Annotated in this window: 20 protein-coding genes; 16 read left to right on the top strand and 4 right to left on the bottom strand. The window is 48.9% G+C overall.

Annotated elements, in window-relative coordinates:
- Positions 1 to 10: 10 nt before the first annotated feature.
- The 7 genes from Q0174_RS01480 (at position 11) to Q0174_RS01450 (ending at position 7,385) form a co-directional block, all read left to right on the top strand.
- Positions 11 to 2,626, top strand: a complete 2,616-nt coding sequence (locus Q0174_RS01480) for a valine--tRNA ligase (protein ID WP_298041196.1) — start codon at positions 11 to 13, stop codon at positions 2,624 to 2,626.
- Positions 2,627 to 2,667: 41 nt separating this feature from the next.
- Positions 2,668 to 2,814, top strand: a complete 147-nt coding sequence (locus Q0174_RS01475; protein ID WP_297880516.1) for a hypothetical protein — start codon at positions 2,668 to 2,670, stop codon at positions 2,812 to 2,814.
- 58 nt (positions 2,815 to 2,872) lie between these two features.
- Entirely contained in the window at positions 2,873 to 3,859 is a 987-nt protein-coding gene (locus tag Q0174_RS01470) for a diaminopimelate dehydrogenase (RefSeq protein ID WP_298041194.1), read from the top strand.
- 43 nt (positions 3,860 to 3,902) lie between these two features.
- A complete protein-coding gene (locus Q0174_RS01465) occupies positions 3,903 to 4,892 on the top strand; it encodes a methionine ABC transporter ATP-binding protein (RefSeq protein WP_298041192.1) in 990 nt (329 codons plus the stop codon).
- A 432-nt stretch (positions 4,893 to 5,324) separates the two neighbouring features.
- A complete protein-coding gene (locus tag Q0174_RS01460) occupies positions 5,325 to 5,558 on the top strand; it encodes a hypothetical protein (protein ID WP_291936948.1) in 234 nt (77 codons plus the stop codon).
- Complete coding sequence (locus tag Q0174_RS01455; protein WP_298041189.1) at positions 5,558 to 6,220, top strand: response regulator transcription factor; 663 nt, start codon at positions 5,558 to 5,560, stop codon at positions 6,218 to 6,220. Before Q0174_RS01460 ends, Q0174_RS01455 begins: the two co-directional genes overlap by 1 nt.
- Entirely contained in the window at positions 6,213 to 7,385 is a 1,173-nt protein-coding gene (locus Q0174_RS01450) for a HAMP domain-containing sensor histidine kinase (RefSeq protein ID WP_298041187.1), read from the top strand. The genes Q0174_RS01455 and Q0174_RS01450 overlap by 8 nt, the downstream gene beginning before the upstream one ends.
- A gap of 243 nt (positions 7,386 to 7,628) precedes the next feature.
- On the opposite strand, the gene Q0174_RS01445 is transcribed toward Q0174_RS01450, so the two are convergent.
- Positions 7,629 to 8,249 carry a hypothetical protein gene (locus tag Q0174_RS01445; RefSeq protein ID WP_298041185.1) on the bottom strand — a complete coding sequence of 207 codons (621 nt, stop codon included), beginning with the start codon at positions 8,247 to 8,249 and terminating at the stop codon, positions 7,629 to 7,631.
- A 102-nt stretch (positions 8,250 to 8,351) separates the two neighbouring features.
- Here Q0174_RS01445 and Q0174_RS01440 point away from each other — a divergent pair, with 102 nt between their 5' ends.
- Positions 8,352 to 8,585, top strand: coding sequence for a hypothetical protein (locus Q0174_RS01440; RefSeq protein ID WP_298041183.1), 234 nt, complete (start codon positions 8,352 to 8,354; stop codon positions 8,583 to 8,585).
- 181 nt (positions 8,586 to 8,766) lie between these two features.
- On the opposite strand, the gene Q0174_RS01435 is transcribed toward Q0174_RS01440, so the two are convergent.
- Positions 8,767 to 9,999 carry an acetate kinase gene (locus tag Q0174_RS01435; protein ID WP_297879890.1) on the bottom strand — a complete coding sequence of 411 codons (1,233 nt, stop codon included), beginning with the start codon at positions 9,997 to 9,999 and terminating at the stop codon, positions 8,767 to 8,769.
- Positions 10,000 to 11,598, bottom strand: a complete 1,599-nt coding sequence (gene pta / locus Q0174_RS01430) for a phosphate acetyltransferase (RefSeq protein ID WP_298041181.1) — start codon at positions 11,596 to 11,598, stop codon at positions 10,000 to 10,002.
- Positions 11,599 to 11,710: 112 nt separating this feature from the next.
- On the opposite strand from pta, the gene Q0174_RS01425 reads away from it, so the two are divergent.
- The 6 genes from Q0174_RS01425 to Q0174_RS01400 all read left to right on the top strand — a co-directional run bounded on the left by Q0174_RS01425 (position 11,711) and on the right by Q0174_RS01400 (position 17,726).
- Positions 11,711 to 12,430: a helix-hairpin-helix domain-containing protein gene (locus Q0174_RS01425; protein ID WP_298041179.1), complete on the top strand. Its 720-nt coding sequence runs from the start codon at positions 11,711 to 11,713 to the stop codon at positions 12,428 to 12,430.
- Between the two features lie 456 nt (positions 12,431 to 12,886).
- Complete coding sequence (locus tag Q0174_RS01420; protein WP_298041178.1) at positions 12,887 to 14,581, top strand: acetolactate synthase large subunit; 1,695 nt, start codon at positions 12,887 to 12,889, stop codon at positions 14,579 to 14,581.
- A 1-nt stretch (position 14,582) separates the two neighbouring features.
- On the top strand, positions 14,583 to 15,053 hold the full coding sequence (gene ilvN, locus Q0174_RS01415) for an acetolactate synthase small subunit (RefSeq protein ID WP_297916700.1): 471 nt from the start codon (positions 14,583 to 14,585) through the stop codon (positions 15,051 to 15,053).
- Positions 15,054 to 15,084: 31 nt separating this feature from the next.
- Entirely contained in the window at positions 15,085 to 16,035 is a 951-nt protein-coding gene (lpxD, locus tag Q0174_RS01410) for a UDP-3-O-(3-hydroxymyristoyl)glucosamine N-acyltransferase (protein ID WP_298041176.1), read from the top strand.
- Positions 16,036 to 16,393: 358 nt separating this feature from the next.
- Positions 16,394 to 17,011: a Type 1 glutamine amidotransferase-like domain-containing protein gene (locus Q0174_RS01405; protein ID WP_298041174.1), complete on the top strand. Its 618-nt coding sequence runs from the start codon at positions 16,394 to 16,396 to the stop codon at positions 17,009 to 17,011.
- A 136-nt stretch (positions 17,012 to 17,147) separates the two neighbouring features.
- A complete protein-coding gene (locus Q0174_RS01400) occupies positions 17,148 to 17,726 on the top strand; it encodes an NAD(P)H-dependent oxidoreductase (RefSeq protein WP_298041172.1) in 579 nt (192 codons plus the stop codon).
- A gap of 47 nt (positions 17,727 to 17,773) precedes the next feature.
- Here the strand turns inward: Q0174_RS01400 and Q0174_RS01395 are convergent, their stop codons facing one another.
- Positions 17,774 to 18,724 carry an AraC family transcriptional regulator gene (locus tag Q0174_RS01395; RefSeq protein ID WP_298041170.1) on the bottom strand — a complete coding sequence of 317 codons (951 nt, stop codon included), beginning with the start codon at positions 18,722 to 18,724 and terminating at the stop codon, positions 17,774 to 17,776.
- A gap of 226 nt (positions 18,725 to 18,950) precedes the next feature.
- Between Q0174_RS01395 and Q0174_RS01390 the strand changes: the two genes are divergently transcribed.
- Both Q0174_RS01390 and Q0174_RS01385 read left to right on the top strand, forming a co-directional pair.
- A complete protein-coding gene (locus tag Q0174_RS01390; RefSeq protein ID WP_298041168.1) occupies positions 18,951 to 19,970 on the top strand; it encodes an alpha/beta hydrolase in 1,020 nt (339 codons plus the stop codon).
- A gap of 53 nt (positions 19,971 to 20,023) precedes the next feature.
- Positions 20,024 to 20,440 (top strand): cyclophilin-like fold protein, encoded by a 417-nt coding sequence (locus Q0174_RS01385; RefSeq protein WP_298041166.1) that lies wholly within the window; start codon positions 20,024 to 20,026, stop codon positions 20,438 to 20,440.
- Positions 20,441 to 20,477: the final 37 nt, after the last annotated feature.

The raw sequence follows: 20,477 nt of genomic DNA, 5'->3' as shown, positions 1-20,477 counted from the left end.
AAGGCTGAAAATGGCAGATTTTTACGACGCGAAAGCCGTAGAGGAGAGCTTTTATAAAATTTGGGAGCAGCGCGGCTACTTCGAGATCGACGGCAATAAAGATATCCAGCAAAAAGGCAAAAACTTTTGCATTATGATGCCCCCTCCAAACGTCACCGGAGTGCTTCATATCGGGCACTCGCTCACTTATACGCTGCAAGACATTATGACGCGATACAAGCGAATGGACGGCTACCGTACGCTTTGGCAACCGGGGTTAGACCACGCAGGCATCGCGACGCAAAACGTCGTCGAGCGCGAGCTTTTGACGCAAGGGATTAAAAAAGAAGAGATAGGGCGCGAGGAGTTTTTAAAGCACGTTTGGCACTGGAAAGAGCAAAGCGGCGGGCAGATCGTAAAGCAGATGAAGCGCCTGGGCGTCACGCCCGCGTGGAGCAGACAGCGCTTCACGATGGACGAAGGGCTTAAAAACGCCGTTCGCAAAGCCTTCGTAAGCTTATACGACGCGGGGCTCATCGTGCGCGGAAACTACATGGTAAATTGGTGCACGCACGACGGCGCGCTAAGCGACGTGGAGGTAGAGCATAAGGAGAACAAGGGTAAACTCTATCATTTGCGTTATTACTTTGCGGACGGACAAGATAAATTTATCGTGGTCGCTACTACGCGCCCTGAGACCTACTTCGGTGATACCGCCGTAATGGTAAATCCTGCGGACGAGCGCTATAAAAATTTGATCGGCAAAAAAGTCGTGTTGCCGCTAATCGGCCGCGAGATCGAGATCATCGCCGACGAATACGTCGATATGAGCTTTGGAACGGGCGCCGTGAAGGTCACGCCGGCGCACGATACCAACGACTACGAGGTCGGCAAGCGCCACGAGCTGGAGTTTATCACCGTTTTTGACGAAAAAGGAGTTTTAAACGAGCAGTGCGGTAAATTCAAAGGCTTAGAGCGACTTGCCGCGCGCGATCAGATCGTAGCAGAGCTTGATAGGCTGGGCTTTATCGAAAAAATCGAGGATTACGAAAATCAAGTCGGCTATTGCTACCGCTGCAAAAACGTTGTCGAGCCGTACATCTCGCAGCAGTGGTTCGTGCGCGCAGATATCGCAAAAGATGCGATCGCCAGAGTAAATGCGGGCGAGGCGGAATTTTTCCCGAAGCACTGGATCAACAGCTTCAACGCCTGGATGCGCGAGCTGAAGGACTGGTGCATCAGTCGCCAGCTGTGGTGGGGGCATAGAATTCCCGTGTTTTACTGCGACTGTGGTCATCAGTGGGCGGATGAGCGAGAATATCCCGATGTCTGCCCGAAATGCGGCGGTAAAAATTTTACCCAAGATCCCGACGTGCTCGACACGTGGTTTTCAAGCGGTCTTTGGCCGATCAGCACGCTTGGCTGGGGCAACGGCGAGGCGCTAAAAAACGAGAAGTGGTTTGAGGAGGATTTGAGCGAATTTTATCCGAATACCATGCTGATTACGGGCTTTGACATTTTGTTTTTCTGGGTCGCGCGCATGATGTTTCAGTGCCAAAACGCCATGGGCGAGCTGCCGTTTCGCGACATCTATCTGCACGCCTTAGTTAAGGACAAAGACGGCAAAAAGATGAGCAAATCGAGCAAAAACGTAGTCGATCCGCTGCTAAAAATCGATGAATTTAGCGCCGATATTTTGCGCTTTACGCTTACGATTTTGTGCGTGCAGGGGCGCGATCTGCGCCTTAGCGACGATAAGCTTTTGATATATCGAAATTTTACGAATAAGCTTTATAACGCGAGCAAATTTTTGCTTTTAAACGCTTCTAAATTTGACGATTTAGACGCGGCGCGGATCAAAACGAGCCTCGGCAAATATATGCTTTCGCGCTTTAACTGCTGCGTGGGCGCGGTGCGGGAAAATTTGGACGAATACCGCTTCAACGACGCTGCGACCGAGCTTTATAAGTTTTTTTGGGACGAGTTTTGCGACTGGGGCATTGAGCTTAGCAAGGCGGACAAGGCCGCGATAGGCGAGCTAGGGATGATTTTTAAAGAAGCGATGAAGCTGCTAAGCCCGTTTATGCCGTTTCTAAGCGAGTATCTGTATCAGGAGCTAAGCGGCACGAAGCTGCAAGACGCGCGCTCCATCATGGTGATGAGATACCCGCGGCCAGGCGAGCGCGACGAGCGGATCGAAGAGTTATTTTCGCTTCTTATCGAAGCGATCGTTAGCATTCGCCGCGCAAAGGCGACGATCGAGCTCGGCAATGTGCGCGTAGCCAAAGCCTACGTCAAATCCGCAGTCGATCTAAGCGCCGCCGCGGATTATATCAAAACGCTTGCCAAGGTAAATGAAGTGGAATTTACGCAGCAAAATATCGCAAATTCCGCCCGCGACGTAAGCGAGAATTTAGAAAGCTTCGTGCCGCTTGAGGGGGTCGATCTTAGCGGCGTGATTTCGCGCCTTAACGCGCAAAAAGCAAAGCTGCAAAAAGAGATCGAAAAGCTCTCTGCAATGCTTGGCAATGAAAAATTTATTTCCTCCGCGCCTGCCGCCGTCGTCGCCGCAAACCGCGAAGGGTTGCAAAGCGCGCAGGAAAAATTCGCCAAAGTATGCGACGAGCTAAAGGCGTTTGGCGAGTAGCCCGCTAGTTTGAGCTTAAATTTTAAATTAAGGAGAAAAATATGTCAAAAGGTAGTATCGGTGGATTTACGTTAGGCACGGTCATAGCCGTCGCACTATCATGGGGAGTCAATAAAAGCATAATGTGGGCGATAATCCACGGATTTTTAAGTTGGTTATACGTGATTTATTATTTCTTACTGAGGTAAAATTTCATCGGCGGCGCGCCGTTTTACGCGCTAAATTTTAAAATTTGAAGGATAAAAAATGAGCGAAAAAATAAAAATAGCGGTTTTGGGATATGGAAATTTAGGTCGCGGCGTAGAGCTTGCCGTGCGAAATAGCAAGGATTTGCAGCTTTCGGCGGTGTTTTCTCGCCGCGAGCCGCACAGCGTGAAAACGTGCGGCGCGCCGGTATTTAGCGCAGATGAAATTTTATCGCACAAGGGCAAATTTGACGTTTTGGTGCTTTGCGGCGGCAGCGCGACGGATCTTCCGACGCAGACGCCGGAGTTTGCAAAAGATTTTAACGTCGTCGATAGCTTTGATACGCACGCAAAAATCCCTGAGCACTTCGCCGCGGTAGACGCCGCAGCCAAAGCGGGCGGAAACGTAGGCATCATCGCCGTGGGCTGGGATCCGGGACTGTTTTCGCTAAATAGATTATTTGGCGAGAGCGTGCTAGAAAACGGCAGCAGTTATACGTTTTGGGGTAAAGGCGTAAGCCAAGGCCACTCAGACGCCATCCGCAGGATCGAGGGCGTCGTGGATGCGCGCCAATATACCGTGCCGATAGAAAGCGCCTTGGAGCGAGTTCGCGCGGGCGAAAATCCAAATTTAACTACGCGTGAAAAACATCTGCGCGAGTGCTACGTCGTGGCCGAAGAGGGCGCCGATAAAGCGCGCATCGAGCACGAGATAAAAACGATGCCAAACTACTTCGCCGACTACGACACGAGCGTGCATTTCGTGGGTCTTGCAACGCTTAAAAAAGAGCACGGCGGCATCCCTCACGGAGGATTCGTCCTGCGAAGCGGAGCGACTGGCGAGCACGGCGAAAATAAACACTTGATCGAGTTTTCGCTAAAGCTTGATTCAAATCCCGAATTTACCGCAAGCGTGCTCGTAGCCTACGCCCGCGCAGTGTATCGCTTGGCGCAAAAGGGCGAGCGCGGCGCATTTAGCGTGTTTGACATCGCTCCGGCGCTTCTTTCGCCAAAGAGCGCAGATGAGCTAAGGCGCGAAATTTTATAAATTTCTGGGGCGTTTCGGCGGAATTATGAACGAGGAAATCTGAGTGATAAAGATAGAAAATTTAAAGAAATTTTACGGAAAAACCTGCGTGATCGACGATGTGAGCCTGGAGGTGAAACAGGGCGAAATTTTTGCCATCGTCGGTCGCAGCGGCGCGGGTAAAAGCACTCTGCTGCGCTGCATAAACGGCCTTGAGGACTATCAAGAAGGAAGCCTTAAGGTAGAGGGCAGGGAGGTAAGAGAGCTAAGCGCCACTCAGATCCGCGAGCTGCGCAAAAATATCGGTATGATTTTTCAGCACTTTGCACTGATGAGCCGCCGCAGCGTCGCGCAAAACGTCGCCACGCCGCTTGCGTTTTGGGGTCATCCCGAGGATCGCACGAAGCGCCGCGTAGCCGAGCTTTTGGAGCTCGTGGGGCTTGCGGATAAAGCAAACGCCTATCCTAGCGAGCTTAGCGGCGGACAGAAGCAGCGCGTGGCGATTGCGCGCGCGCTTGCATTAAGCCCTAAAATTTTGCTTTCCGACGAGGCGACCTCGGCGCTTGATCCAAATACCACCGCGCAAATTTTATCGCTTCTGCGCCGCATAAACAATACGCTAGGCATCACGATCGTGCTCGTCACGCATGAGATGGAGGTCGTAAAGGGCATCGCGCAGCGTGCAATCCTGCTTAAGGGCGGGCGCGTGAGCAGCTCGGGCGATATCGTCTCGCTGTTTTTGCATCCGGATGAGAATATGAAGGAGTTTTTGGGCGAGGAGGAGGTGCTGCCCGCAAGCGGCGTGAATATCAGGCTCTTTTTCCCGCCCGCGGTCGCGTTTGACAGCGTGATCACGCATATGGCGCGCGCTTTGGAGATAAATTTTAACATCGTCTGGGGCAAGCTCGAGCGCCTCGATAAAAACGTCGTCGGAAGCCTCGTGATCAACGTAGAGCCCGCACACGTCGCGCGCGTGGAGGAGTTTATCAAAAACGCGGGCGTGATCTATGAGATCGTAAGCGAGGACGAGATCAAAAGCTGCGCCGCGATCTAGGTGCGATTTCGTGCCCTGTGCGCTCGCGCCGCACTAAATTTAAGGGCTTACGCGGCATGGCGAATTTAAAAGCTCACGCGAGGTCGCGAACTCAAAGGCTGGCTCGGCATTTTTGATTTGACGACCGAGCCGTGGCATTATAAAATTTAATCAGTTTCGCCGGCGGTTTAAATTTTTATCTCGCCGCGGTAAAGTAAGCTCGGCGATGCACTGTTGGCGTGCGCTCTGGCTAGCTTTGATTCGCGTTTAGAATTCGACTAGCCATAGCGAGATGGTCTAAATTTCAGGGATCACTGGCGACCGAGCGCATTTAAACCGCGCCGCATTTGAATTTACAGGCGTTTAAATTTAAATTTGAATTTTTTCGGAATTTCACACATACTTCACTTTTACGGAAGTATAATTCCGCTAATTTCTTTTAAGGAGTACGTAATGAAAAAACTTACTTTGTTTGCGCTTAGTGCGCTATTTGCTGGCACTTTTGCCGTAGCTGCCGACATGGGCATGAAAGATGAGATGAAGGACGCCAATACATCAATGCATAATGGTGCGAAAGAGATGAAGGGCGACATGAAAGATATGCACAAGGATGCTATGAAAGAGGGTAAACATATGAAGGATGAGATGAAAGGCGAGATGAAAAAAGAGATGAAAAAAGAGATGTAGTGAGTAAAATTTTACTCGTAGAGGACGATGAGACCCTTTGCGATCTCATCGGTGAATATCTAAAAGACGCGGGCTTTGACGTATGCGTTTGCAGCGACGCTCAAAGCGCCGCGGATCTTGCTTATGAGCAAAAATTTGATCTTTTTATCTTTGACGTAAAAATCCCCAAAGGCGACGGTTTTTCACTTTTAAAAGAGCTTCGCAAGAGCGGCGATCGCACCCCCGCGATATTCGCCACGTCGCTAAATACGCTTGATGATCTTGAGGTTGGTTTTAAAAGCGGCTGCGACGACTATCTCAAAAAACCGTATGAACTAAAAGAGCTGATGCTGCGCGTTAATTCACTCATAAAGCGAAACTTCAGTCACAATTTTGATGATTTTGTAACTATTGACGACGAGTTTAAATTTTATTTTGCAAGCAAGGAGCTTCGCAGATCGGGCGTACCCGTCGCGCTTTCAAACAAAGAGCGCGAGCTGCTGGCGCTTTTTTTGCAAAATAAAAATAGGCTTTTAAGCAAGGATGAAATTTTCTCCGCGATCTACGCTTTTGACGAAACTCCGAGCGAGGAAGCGCTGCGAACTTATATCAAAAATTTGCGCCACGTCCTAGGCGAAGAACACATCATAAACCGCCGCAACGCAGGGTATCTGTATGTCTGAAAAGACTGCTTTAACGCTTAAAATTCTATCTTTATATCTCATTTCAAGTGCGTTGTTTTTAGGATATTTTTTCAAGATAAATTACAGGATGAACGAAGCCGCGCTACTTTCGCACAGGATAAAAGAGCTAAAAGAGATCAAAATGATGATCTATATGAAAGCAAGTATGGACGGGCTGGAATCGCTAGCGGACTTCGAGCGCGAAAAGGGTGTGAATGCGTGTATATTTAAGCCAAACTCTGATGAAATTTACGGCTGCGACGGCGAACTTGGCGCTCTTGATAAAGCAAAGCTAAAGGCGGAATTTATAAGTGGCGGAAGGCTGGGAATTTATGAGAATCTGCAAAATATGGAGGAGCGAAACGCCTTTTCCAAGGCTAAAATCATTCTGCTTGGAAGTAGCGTGCAGGGCGAAATTTTAACGCTTCGTATCAAAACCGCAGCGATGATGATAGCGCTTTTAGGCGTGATATTAGCCGTGGCGTTTTATCTGGTTCGGCTAGGCACCAAGCCGCTTTACGATAAGATCGACACGCTAAATCGCTTCATCAAGGATAGCACCCACGAGATCAATACTCCGCTTAGCATTATCTCCATGAGCGTCGAGACGATGCGGCACGCAGAGCTTGGAGAATACAACGCCAAGCGCGTCGCTAATATCGATCTTGCCGCTAAGACGCTTTCGCGCATCTACGAGGATCTCGTGTTTTTGACCTTCGGTATGAATAAGGACGGCGAGATTAGCTCGATCGATCTAAAAAGCCTCGTCGCTTCGCGCTGCGAATACTTCGCGCCGTTTATTCAAAAGCGTAGACTAAGCCTTAAAACCGATCTTGCGGATGCGAGCATGAACGCAAACGTCTATGAAATTTCGCGCCTGATCGACAATCTGCTAAGTAATGCCGTAAAATACGCCGATGCAGGCGGCTACGTGGATGTGCGGCTAAGGCACGGCGAGCTAGCGATCTCAAACAGCGGCGAGGGGATCGACAGGAAAAAAGGCGACGAAATTTTCAGGCGCTTTGCGCGTTTTAACTCAAGCGAGGGCGGCTTTGGAATCGGGCTTAGCATCGTAAGCGAGGTCTGCAAAAAATACTCCTTTTCTATTTCTTACGACAGCGTGCCGGGCGAGATAACGACCTTCCGCCTTACGTGGCGCGAATAAAATTTTAAAATTTAGTGAAATTTAAAATTTAAAAGCGACCGCCTGCGGTTTAAATTTAATCGTCGCTCGGTCGCTTAAATTCCGCGCAAAAAAGCTCTAATTACCGGAGCGTTTAAATTTAATCGTCGCTTGTTTTTGTTCTAAAACGGAGCGCGGAATTTTATCGGTCGTCCGCTTTGCGCTCGTAAAATGACCCTGAAAGTTATTGGTGCGGAATTTTATTCGTCCGCGATTTCATAAAATTTAGCTTTTATTTCTCGATAGATATATCCAGTGGACTATATTACTGAATAAAATCGGAACAGACATACCAAAAAACATTGAGCCGCCTCCAAAAAACGATAGCCAACCAAACAGGCTCTCTCTGCTCGCAAAAGTTGGAAATGTCCGCCCGTTGCCCACTCTGTGTGGGATGCCGTTTACGGCGAAATCGGCGTAGAAATAATTGTTTAATGCCCAGTAAGCGAAAGGTATGCCGATAAGCACAAATATCTGCGTTTTGACGGCGGGAAGCTCTTTTTTGTATAAGAATGCGGCGATCGGACAATACACGCAGCTTAGCGCGAAAGCCGTTAAAATAGGCATCCACATCGCCGCGACGTAAAATTCCGCAAGTTGCGTATGTGGGCTTATTTTGCCAATTGCGGCGATGTTTGGAAAAAACCGCTTCATAAATCCAACGAAGTCCGCGCATGCTGCGCTTACGTCTAAAATATTTTCGGGTAGCACGAATACGCTAAGCGCCGTGATCGCAAACAGCACAAAAACCGCCGCGTAAAGTCGCCCGAAAAATTTAGTAAATTTCGTATCGGGATACGGCGCCTCTTGCTCTTGCGTGACTTGTGAATTCGGCAAATCGCTCATCGTTCGCTCCTTTTATAAAGTTTGCGTGTCAAAACCCAGCTTGCGCTAAATTTTAAAATTTTATGCCTTATCGTTCGGTAAATTTCACAATAAGGACCTGTTTTGGAATTTTTACGGTCTAATTTGAAACCAAATTTATTAAATTTAACCAGCAAAGCTTTGTTTAAAAATAAAATCTCGCCGCTTCTAACGCGTAGTGATCTAGGCGGGGTTTGGGCGGTAGACCTGCTTGCGGTTGCTAGCCGAGGCAAAGTAAAAGGGCGCTTCACAAGTATAGCCCCTTCCGCTCCGCCTCTTCCGAGCAAGAATTTAAGCCTTATCGGAAGCGACAAATAAAATTTAAACCCGCGCGTAGCGTAGCAATTTCTCGTATCGTCTTAGCCAGAAAGCCTCTAAAATAAAAGGCTCTTTCATTTAGCGTAGACTTGCAGCCAAGACCCAAAATTTAATTGCCTAACGAAAAAGGCAGTTGGTATCGCTACTCGCAAAATAACCGCGGAATCCCACTAGATCAAATTTAAAATTCCGAGTATTTCTGATAGTCGATCTGCGCGGAGTTTTTGTTGATCGTATCGACCGTAGCTTCGGCGATCGCCAGCTCCTCGTTGGTAGGGATTACGAGCGTTTTGATTTTGCTATCTACCGCGCTTAAATTTCTAATCGAGCCGGTATTTTTTGCGTTTTTTGTCGCATCGATTTCGATGCCGATATGAGCGAGCTTCTCGCAAACATTTTGTCTAAAATGCGGCGCATTCTCGCCGATACCGCCGGTAAAGATCAAAGCGTCCACGCGCCCAAGCACGGCATAATACGCTCCGATCATCTTAACGACGCTGTACACGAGCATCTCAAACGCGAGTTTCGCGCGCGGCTCGCCGCCTTCCATCTTTTCATATACTTTTCGCAGATCGCTTGCGCCGCAGATGCCGAGCAGTCCGCTTTTTTTGTTCATTATGACGTCCATATCCTGCGCGTTGTAGCCCGCGACTCGCTCGATGTATGGGATGATCGCAGGATCGATCGAGCCGCATCTGGTGCCCATGATGATCCCCTCAAGCGGCGTTAGCCCCATTGAGGTGTCGATGCATTTGCCGTTTTCTATGGCGCTCACGCTCGAGCCGTTGCCAAGATGTAGCGTAATGGCATTGAAGTTTTCGTATTTCTTACGTAAAAATTTCGCCCCCATCGTCGAGACAAACCAATGCGATGTGCCGTGCGCGCCGTAGCGGCGAACCTTATATTTTTCGTAGAATTCATACGGCAGCGCGTACATATACGCATAAGGCGGGATGCTTTGATGAAAGATCGTATCGAAAACCGCGACGTTTGGAATTTTAGGAGCGATTTTTAGGCAGGATTTGATGCCCGCTAAATTTGCGGGATTGTGTAGTGGTGCAAGCGGCGCAAGCTCGGCGATTTTAGCCATTACGTCTTCATCTATGAGCGCAGGAGCGTCGAAATAATCCGCACCTTGGACTATTCTATGCCCGATGCCGCCTACTTGAGTTAGATCTTTGATTACTCCGCTTTGTTTTAAAAGATCAATCGCGATTGCGATCGCGGTTTCGTGATTTGGAATTTGCTCATTTTCAACCTTTATGCTTCGTCCGTTGGCGCAATTGATGCTTCCGCTTGCGTGCGTCGAGCCGATCTCCTCGATGAGCCCACTTGCGATGCAGGCGTGATTTAGCATATCGTGGAATTTAAATTTAACCGAGCTCGAGCCGGAATTTATGACCAGGATATCCATTTAATTATCTCCTGCTTGAATTGCGCTTATTAGGATGGTGTTTACGACGTCTGCAACCTCGCAGCCGCGACTTAGATCGTTTACCGGCTTTTTTAAGCCCTGTAAAATCGGTCCGATCGCCACAGCGCCTGCGGTGCGCTGAACGGCCTTATAACAGATATTTCCGCAGTTAAGATCAGGGAAGATAAATACGTTCGCACGCCCTGCGACCGAAGAGCCCGGCATTTTTTTCTTAGCAACCGCCGCATCGACTGCGGCATCGAATTGCAGCGGCCCGTCGATTGTGAGATCAGGCGCCTTTTCGCGCGCTTTTTGCGTTGCAGTTTTTATGAATTCTACGCTATCGCCGCTGCCGCTATCGCCGCTGGAGTAGCTTAGCATCGCCACACGCGGCTCAAACCCGAACGCCTTTGCGGTCGCGGCGCTTGAGATCGCGATACCTGCCAGATACTCCGCGCTAGGGCTAGGCGCTACGGCGCAGTCGGCAAAAAGCAGAGCCTGAGTATCCAGGCACATTATAAACGCGCCGCTAACGGTAGCGATGCCCGGCTTTGTCTTGATGATCTGAAGCGCAGGGCGGATCGTCTCCGCAGTAGTCGTGCCGGCACCGCTTACCATCGCATCGGCTAGCCCTTCATACACGAGCATCGTGCCGAAATAGGTGCGATCGCGCACTAAATCGCGCGCCTGTGCCTCGCTCATACCCTTTGCCTTGCGAAGCTCATAAAGATCGCGCGCAAATTTTTCCAAGCTCGCATCCGTCTGCGGATCTAAAATTTTAACGCCCGCTAGATCGAGACCTAGCTTGCTTGCGCTTTTTTGCACTTCGTCTTGCTGCCCCAGAAGGATTAAATTCGCCGCACCGCTTTGCTTTATAATTGCAGCCGCGCGCAGAATTCTCTCGTCGTCGCTTTCTGGAAGCACGACGGTTTTAACGTTCGCGCGAGCCTTGGCGTAGAGCTTGCTTTCAAATTTCAATGGGGTTAGAATTTCACAGCGCGTGGAGTTTGCGGCGTCCGTGAAGTAGCTTTTGTCGGCAATGACTTTATCAAGCTCTATCGCGCCGCTTTGGCAAGCGGAATTTTCGTCGTGAAATTTTGCGCCCTTTTCGCAGGCGGAATTTTTGCCGCAAAGCTCCGATTTTTTAGAATTTGCGCCATCTTGTGCAGGTCTTAGCGCGGAAAATGAAATTTTATCCTCATATACGCTGGCAAAGCTTATCGCTTTTGCTGCGGTGATCAAGCGTGCGCCGATGCGCGCGGCAACTTCATTAGGATAAAATCCGCAAACGGGGATATTTAGATCCTTTGCGATTTGTAAATTTAGCTCGCGCAGATCGGCTCCCGCTACGCCGCGAACCAGCACAAAATTACACTGCTCTAAAATTTGTGCAAAGCGCTCTATCGCCGTCTTTCGCACGCGCTCATCCTGCCCGTTTGCAAGCGCTTTTTCAAGCTCGCTCCTGCTAAAAAGGGCATTGTCGCCAGCGATGCAAAGTTGCAAAACGTTGTGAAAGCCCATGGATAAAATTTTATCTAGTTTTTTTAGCTCGGATTGGTAAGCGGCGGGTTCGTCGCATAGGAGCAAAATTCCGTTCATCGGTTGATCCTTTGAAATAAGATAGGCAATTGTAGCAAAATTTTGCTTGCGTGTTAATCAAAGATTTATCGTGAGGGTTTAGAATTTGATAACTTCCAACAAAGGAGCACACATGAAAAATTTAGTGATTTTGGCTCTTTTAGTGAGCCTCGCCGCGGCTAAAATCAACATAAACGAAGCTAGTCGCTACGAGCTGATGACGATCGGCGGGCTTGATGCGGGTAGGGCGGATATGCTTATGCAATACCGCCAAAAGCGCGAAATTTCAAGTGCAGATGAGCTAAAGGGTATCAACGGCTTTGCAAGTTACGATACCGCTAAACTGCAGAAGAGCTTTGAAATATCGCCTAGAGCTAACGTGCAGCAGCCGGTGCAGCCTGATCGCGACATAGTCGTGGTCGAAAAGACCCGCACCCGCACGGTTTACGGAGGCTCTACTTACAAACGCGTTGAAAATTACGGAAACGGCATCACGATCACCGAGACCGGTACTTTGCCTCCGCCTCCTCCGCGAGGATATGGTAGGCACGGCGGCATGATGCCGCCGCCTCCCCCACCTCCTGGCGGTATGCCACCACCTCCGGGAGGTATAAAACCACCTCCTCCGCCACCGCCACCTCCGCGCGATGATTATTCTCGCAGGAGAAGTTCTAATAGTATGAGCGATAGCGAAATCGGCGGAAGCTCGCGCCGTAACATGCCGGTGCCTATGCATATGGGAACGATCCGCTCGAAAAGATCCAGTAACGTCACAAGCTTCGGCGACTGCGATCCGCAAAGCGGTAACTGCGCTAGCGTGGGCGTAGGCGTGCAGGTAGATAGAGGGTTTTAAAATTTAATTTTATGCGGGCGGGATTTTAGAATTTTATAATCGAGATTCCGCCCGCCCTAAATTTACAGCTAAATTTTAAAATTTTGGTAGTGTAGAATTTAAAATTTACACAGGAGTTGCTCTGCGCTACGATAAAATTTCAAAGAATTTTATAAATTTAATCGAGCCTCGCGTGGTAAAATTTCAAGCCAAAATTTTACGTTCAAACTTATGCGCCGCGTTTGGTCAAGATAAAATCTGTACTTTAAAATTTTAAATCCGAACATCCCGTCCGTTTTAAATTTATGGCTAAATTTTAAAATTTTACTTTTCTACCATTGTTAAATTTAGAAATTTTGCTTGGTCTATGCCGTTATTAAATTTAAAATTTTACTCGATATACTGCCTTAAATTCGTAAAATTTAATTTACAAAATAATATAATCACAAAATTATTCCAACGAAACAGGATGGGCGTATGAAAGAAATTAGCGGATCGCAGATGATCGTGGAGGCGTTGCGGCAGGAGGGGGTCGAGGTGGTTTTCGGCTACCCGGGCGGCGCGGCGCTTAACATATACGATGAAATTTACAAACAAAAATACTTCAGACACATTTTGGTGCGCCACGAGCAGGCTGCGGCTATGGCTGCGGACGGATACGCGCGCGCTAGCGGCAAGGTCGGCGTGGCCGTCGTCACGAGCGGTCCTGGATTTACTAACGCGCTTACGGGGCTTGCTACGGCGTATAGCGATAGCATCCCGATCGTGCTTATCAGCGGGCAGGTGGCGACATCGCTTATCGGTACCGACGCCTTTCAAGAGATCGATGCGATCGGAATTTCGCGCCCCTGCGTCAAGCACAACTATCTAGTTAAGACGATCGAAGAGCTGCCTAGAATTTTAAAAGAAGCCTTCTATATCGCTCGCAGCGGCAGACCTGGGCCCGTGCATGTCGATGTGCCGAAGGACGTAACGGCGAAGCTTGGCGTTTTTGAATATCCTAGCGAAATCAAGATGCAGACTTACAAGCCGAATTATAAGGGCAACGCTAAGCAGATCAAAAAAGCCGTCGAGCTAATCGCAAGCTGCAAAAAGCCTATCCTCTACATCGGAGGCGGCGTCATCAGCGCGGGCGCAAGCGAGCTGGTACGCGAGCTTAGCGAGTTTGCGCAGATCCCTGTCGTTGAAACCCTTATGGCGCTGGGGGCTATGCGAAGCGATGATAAAAACCGCCTCGGTATGGTAGGAATGCATGGCAGCTACGCCGCAAATATGGCGCTTAGCGAGTCGGATCTGATAATCTGCCTGGGCGCGAGATTTGACGATCGCGTCACCGGCAAGCTTAGCGAATTCGGCAAAAACGCAAAGATCATCCACGTAGATATCGATCCCAGCTCTATCTCAAAGATCATAAACGCGGATTATCCGATCGTGGGCGATGTGAAATCGGTGCTAGAGGAGATGCTGCCGCGCATTAAAAACGAGGTCAGCCCTCAAAATTTCGAGCAGTGGCGCGAGCTCATCCGCAAATACGATGAAATTCACCCGCTTAAATTTAACGACAGCGATGAAATTTTAAAGCCGCAGTGGGTTATCCAAAGTACTGCGAAAATTGCGGGCGAGGACGCTATCATCGCTACGGACGTGGGACAGCATCAGATGTGGGTCGCGCAGTTTTATCCGTTTTGCAAGCCACGCACTCTGCTAAGTAGCGGCGGGCAGGGCACGATGGGATACGGCCTTCCTGCGGCATTGGGCGCGAAGGCCTATGCGGGAGATAGACCGGTTATAAATTTCAGCGGCGACGGCTCGATTTTGATGAATATCCAAGAGCTGATGACTGCGAGCGAGAGCGGTCTAAACGTCGTAAATATCGTATTAAATAACAATTTCTTAGGCATGGTGCGGCAGTGGCAGAGCCTATTTTACGGGCAGCGTTTCTCATCGACCGATCTTAGCTCGCAGCCCGATTTCGTAAAAATTGCGGGGGGCTTCGGCGGCGTGGGTTTTAGCGTTAGCACCAAAGCGGAATTTGAAGACGCGCTGAAGCAGGCTCTTGCGAGCAAAAAGGTGAGCGTCATCGAGGCTAAGATCGATCGCTTCGAAAACGTCTGGCCGATGGTGCCCGCAGGCGGCGCGCTTTATAATATGATTTTTGAGCAGGAGTCTTAGGATGAATAGCATAAGAAGAGTAATCTCGGTCGTCGTTACCGATGAGCACGGCGTTTTGTCGCGGATCTCGGGGCTTTTTGCGGGTCGCGGCTATAATATCGACAGCCTCACCGTTGCGCCGATCCCAAATACCGGTCTATCGCGCCTTAGCATCGTCACTTCGGGCGACGAGCGCGTCATAGAGCAGATCACTAAGCAGCTTCATAAGCTGATCCCCGTCTACAAGGTCATCGATGATGCAAAATTCGTCGAAAAGGAGATGGTTTTGGTAAAGATCGCGCTGGGCGAAAATTTAGCGGGGCTTGATGCAGTTTTAAAAGCCTACAACGGCAGCATCGCAAACAGCGACGACAGCAAGATCGTCATCATGGCGTGCGACGACGCAGACCGCATCGACGGCTTTTTAAAGACGATAAAAAAATACAATCCGATCGACATCGTACGCGGCGGCAGCGTCGCACTGGATATGTAAGCGGCGATAAAATTTAATCAAAGGAGCGCAAATGAAATTATCCAAAATTGCCGAAATTTTAAACATAGAGCTTAACGGAGCGGACGCGGAGATCACCGCGATAAATTCGCTTCAAAACGCAAGGCAAAGCGAGCTAAGCTACTGCGATAGCGACAAAAACGAGAAATTTTTATCCGCCACCAAGGCAGCCGCCGTGTTGCTAAAGTGCGGCACCGCAGCCCCAAGCGGCGTGCGAGCGCTGGAGTGCGAAAATCCGCACCTAGCCTTTGCGATCCTAAGTGCGCATTTTGCTAAGCCACTCATTCGCAGCGGCGCGCCCGCAAAAATTGCCGCTAGCGCGCAGATCGGGCAGAACGTGCATATCGGCGTAAATTCCACGATCGGTGAGGATTGCGTCATTTTAAGCGGCGCGTATATCGGCGATGACGTGCATATCGGAAGCGGCTGCGTGATCCACGCAAACGCCGTCATCTACAACGACGCGATCATCGGCGAGCGCTGCGTTATCCACGCAAACGCCGTCATCGGAAGCGACGGCTTCGGCTACGCGCACACCAAAACGGGCGAGCACGTTAAAATTTATCACAACGGCAACGTCGTGCTGCAAAACGAGGTCGAAATCGGCGCATGCACGACGATCGATCGCGCGGTATTCGGCTCGACGATAATTGGGCGGGGCAGCAAGATCGACAATCTCGTTCAAATCGGGCACAACTGCGAGCTTGGGCAAAACTGCCTCATCGTCTCTCAAGTTGGACTTGCGGGCTCGACGACGCTTGGGCGTAACGTCGTGATGGGCGGACAGAGCGGCAGCGGCGGGCACGTAAGCGTGGGCGATTTCACTCAGATCGCGGCGCGCGGCGGCATAAGCAAGGATCTAGCGGGCGGCAAAAACTACGCAGGGCATCCTATAATGGAGCTTAGTGAGTGGTTCAAGCTGCAGGCCAAGATCGTTAGATTTTTTAAAGATAAAAAGCACTAGCCGTTTTGCCTTGGCTGACTTGCCTTGATCGATTCGATCGTTCGCTCTGATCGACTCCTCTAGCTAGCTTAATCTAACAGGCTCGCGTCGTTTCAGTGAAGTTTGAAATCGCCAGGCAGTTGGTGATTGTAGAGTGGTTTGCGTTGCCGTTTGGGTTTTGGCGTATTTTGTAATCGCTGCGGCGGTAAATTTTGCCCTTTTATCGGCGAAATTCCGTCCGCGCTATTTTTCATCGTGCGCTTGCTTTGTGGGCGCGGTAGAATTTACTCTGCTAGTTTGGGTCGCATTGCTCGCAGTCATTGCGGCAAAGCTTTACGAGCGCTTTTAAATCAGCGCAAATTTAATTAAAGGAAAAACAATGATAGAGATGTTTTTATGCTCCTATTTTGCGGGTGCGGCGACGCTTTTTGAGGACTATGCGAGACAAAATATCCGCGCTAAAGAGGTGCTTTTTATCCCGACCGCCGCAAACGTAGAGGAGTACCGAGACTACGTGGACGAGGCGAAAGAGGCGTTTGCCAAAATGGGTTTTGAGGTTCAAATTTTAGACGTTTCCAAAGCGAGCGAGGCCGAAGCGAAGGCAAAAATCGGCGCAGCGCAGGTGCTTTACGTAAGCGGCGGCAACACCTTTTATCTTTTGCGCGAGCTTAAAAAGAAGGATCTCGCAGGCCTCATCGCTAGTCGCGTCCGAAGCGGCGAGCTCGTATACGTGGGCGAGTCGGCAGGCGCGATGATCGCTGCACCCAGCGTGGAGTATGCGAGCGCGATGGACAATGCGGGCGACTACGGGGCTGCGGCGCAAACAGGGCTTGATCTGGTGAAATTTTACCCCGTACCGCACTACGGCGAGGAGCCGTTCGTGCAAAGCGCGGCTGAAATTTTAAAAATTTACGGCGGCAAGTTAAAATTGGTGCCGATAAATAACGCCGAAGCGATCGCGGTGTACGGCGATAAATTTGAAATTTTAGGGCGGTAACTGCAGCGTAAAAGTAAAATTTAGTAATTAAACGCTTCGTAAAATTTACACTTATATTTTTGCATAGGGCTGCGAGGTGAAATTTTAACTTAGGCGCGGTGAGTCGCTAACGAATAAATTTAATCAAAGGATCAAAATGAAAATACTACTTATCAATGGTGGGGCGCCGTTTAACGGCAAAGGCGGCAAGCTAAGCAAGACGCTGCACGAGCTAGCCAAAAAAACGCTACAAGCCCTAGGGCATGAAACGCGCGAAACTACGATATTTGAGGGCTACGATATAGATGCTGAGGTAGAAAAATTTCTATGGATGGATGCTGTGATCTGGCAGATGCCCGCGTGGTGGATGGGCGAGCCTTGGCTAGTCAAAAAGTACGTGGACGAGGTGTTTATGGGCGGCATAGGCAAGATAGTGGCAAACGACGGACGGCACAGCGCGAGCCCAAACGACGGCTACGGCACGGGTGGACTGATAAAGGGCAAATCTCACATGCTAAGCGTTACTTGGAATGCGCCGCTTCAGGCGTTTAACAAGCCGGGCGATTTTTTCGAGGGCGCGGGCGTGGACGGCGTTTATCTGCATTTTCATAAGGCAAATGAGTTTTTAGGCACGAAAAGGCTGCCTACTTTTATGTGTAACGACGTCGTTAAAAACCCGAACGTAGAGCGTTTTATGAAAGATTACGAAGCGCATCTAAAAAGGGTTTTCGGCTAAATTTAAGCAGACTTTAGCGCAAATTTATAAGCTAGACAGTAGAAATTTTACCCTGCCCTTTGTGCCGTTAAATTTGATCTAAATTTAAACTCATGCCACGCCGGAGCGTAGAATTTCGCTGTGAATTTTAGGTGGCATGCCAAACATCCTTGCGTATTCCGGCTAAACTGCGATGCGCTCTCGTATCCTACGTCAAAGGCAGCCTGCGCTACGCCGATATTTTTGGTCGCGAGCAGGTTTTTAGCCTCTTCAAGGCGGATCTTTTTTTGAAAAGCTATGGGGCTTAGCGAGGTTACGATTTTGAAGTTATGATAGAACGACGATTCGCTCATATCGCATTCGCGCGCGACCTCTTTCATATTTAGCTTTTGTGAAAATTCGTTTTTTATCTTTGCTACGGCTTTTGAAATTTTATTCGAGACGCTTCCTTGCATCGCAAATTTACTTAAAAAATAGCCGCTTTTGTCATTTGTTGTGAGCATGTAAAGTATCTCTTTTTTAGCGAGGTCTGAGAGAAATTTGATCTTCTCTTTCGGCTTTTCTAGCAACCAAACAAACCTCAAAACAGGCTCTAGTATCTCTTCCGTAAGATCGCCGAAAAATACCCCCTTTTGGCTCTTTTGCATGTTATCTTCTTTTTTTATCTCGACGTTTTTTAGCACTTCATAAATTTCATCCATGCTAAAATTAAGGGTAAGCGAGATATATGGCCTCTCTTTTGAGGCGTCGGTTAGGCTCACTCTTAGAGGCATATAGGTCGATGTGAGCAGATACCTTTGCTCGTTGTATCCGCTCATCTCATCGCCAAAGCCCACCGACTTTGCCCCTTGAAGTATAATGCACAAAGATGGATTGTAGATGACATTGATAAAATCATGCGTCTTTTCGCTGATGTAAAAATCAAGCGAGTCGATGTCGCTTTGAACAAGGCCGTTTACGCCGTATCTATTTAGTAAAAACTCTTTTGTCTGCTCTTTTAGTAAATTTAGCTCACTCATCTTGCTCTCCGCCTCAAATTTTATGAAATTATACTCCTTTTTAGAAATTTTGCAGAATTAGGCATGAAATTTGGAGGATCGTTCTAACGTAAAATTTAAAATCCTGCTAGAATGCACATTACAAAACAGCTTGTAAAGCTAAATCAAAACCGAAAAGACAAAGATGTATCTTAAGAAATTTGCGGCGGCGCTTATGACGTCAAGTTTTATTTTAGGAGGCAATGCAATGGCAGGTGCAAACGTGGCAAAATCACCGCTAGAGGCGGTTTCTATGGTTAGCGAGTGGGATAAAATTTTTGCCAAAAGCGATAAGGTAGATCACAAGAAAGTCAAATTTAAAAATCGTTACGGCGTGGAGCTAGTAGGCGATCTTTATACGCCTAAAAATTTGCATGGTAAAGCTGCTGCGATCGCAGTTAGCGGACCTTTTGGCGCAGTCAAAGAGCAATCAAGCGGTCTTTACGCCCAAACTTTAGCCGAGCGCAGCTTTATCACGCTTGCCTTTGATCCAAGCTACACAGGCGAGAGCGGTGGCGTGCCGAGGAATTTAGCAAGCCCAGAGATAAATACCGATGATTTTAGCGCGGCGGTTGATTTTCTAGGGCTTCAAGACAATGTAGATCGCGAGCGTATCGGCATTTTAGGCGTATGCGGCTTTGGCGGTTTTGCTCTAAATGCAGCTCTTAGCGATCCTCGCATAAAGGCAGTTGCAACCAGCACGATGTATGATATAACGCGAGTGGCAGCAAAAGGCTACAACGATAGCATAGGCGTGGATGAGAGACATGAAAATAAAAAGAAGCTAGCCGAGCAACGCTGGGTCGATGCTAAAAATGGCAAACCGGCACTTACTGGTGCGATAAACGTTGATCCAAAAAAGATAGACGCAAGCACGCCGCAGTTTATAGCTGAATATGCGGACTTTTACCGCACGCCGCGCGGATATCACAAACGCTCTGTAAATTCAAACAGCGGAGAGAGCGGCTGGATCGTTACAAATCTTATCTCGTTTACAAATATGCCGATCCTTGCTTACGCAAGCGAGATGAGAACTCCGACTCTTATCGTAGCCGGCGAAAAGGCGCACTCAAGATACTTTAGCGAGGATGCTTTTAAATCGCTTGGCAACAAAAATAAAGAGCTAGTTATCGTTCCGGGTGCCGTGCATACCGATCTATACGATAACAAAAACAACAAGATCCCATACGATAAATTTGAGGAATTTTTCAAAGCGAATTTGAAATAAACCGCTACCCCTGTACCTTGCGGGGGTAAATTCGAGAGATAAGGAAGGTAAAAATGAGAAAAATTTTAGCCATCTTTATGCTTTTTGTTGGGCTAAATTTAGTGGCTGGGGAGAAAATGCAAAATTTGAAGATAGTCCTAAAAAGCTCTAGCGGCGAAGCCACTGCTGTCTTAGACGACACGGCAGTGGCTAGGAGCTTTGCCGCACAGCTACCGCTAACGCTAAATTTAAGCGACTACGGCGGACACGAAAAGGTCGCCAAACTGCCAAAACCGCTTGACGTAAGCGGCGAGCCAAAAGGACGCGATGGCAAAAAGGGCGAGATCTCGTACTTTGCTCCGTGGAATAACTTCGTCATCTACTACGGCTATCAGCCCTATTACGATGGCATCGTGCGCTTGGGCGTGATCGAGGGCGATGTAGGCTTGGTCGCGAAAGACGCAGAGATCAGGATAGAGCCAGCAAAATAAATCCGCCGTAGCCGCAAAAGCGGCTCGCAAATTTTCA

This window comes from uncultured Campylobacter sp. (genome assembly GCF_937996225.1).
Lineage (GTDB): Bacteria > Campylobacterota > Campylobacteria > Campylobacterales > Campylobacteraceae > Campylobacter_B.
This window is presented reverse-complemented; position numbering and strand designations above follow the sequence as displayed.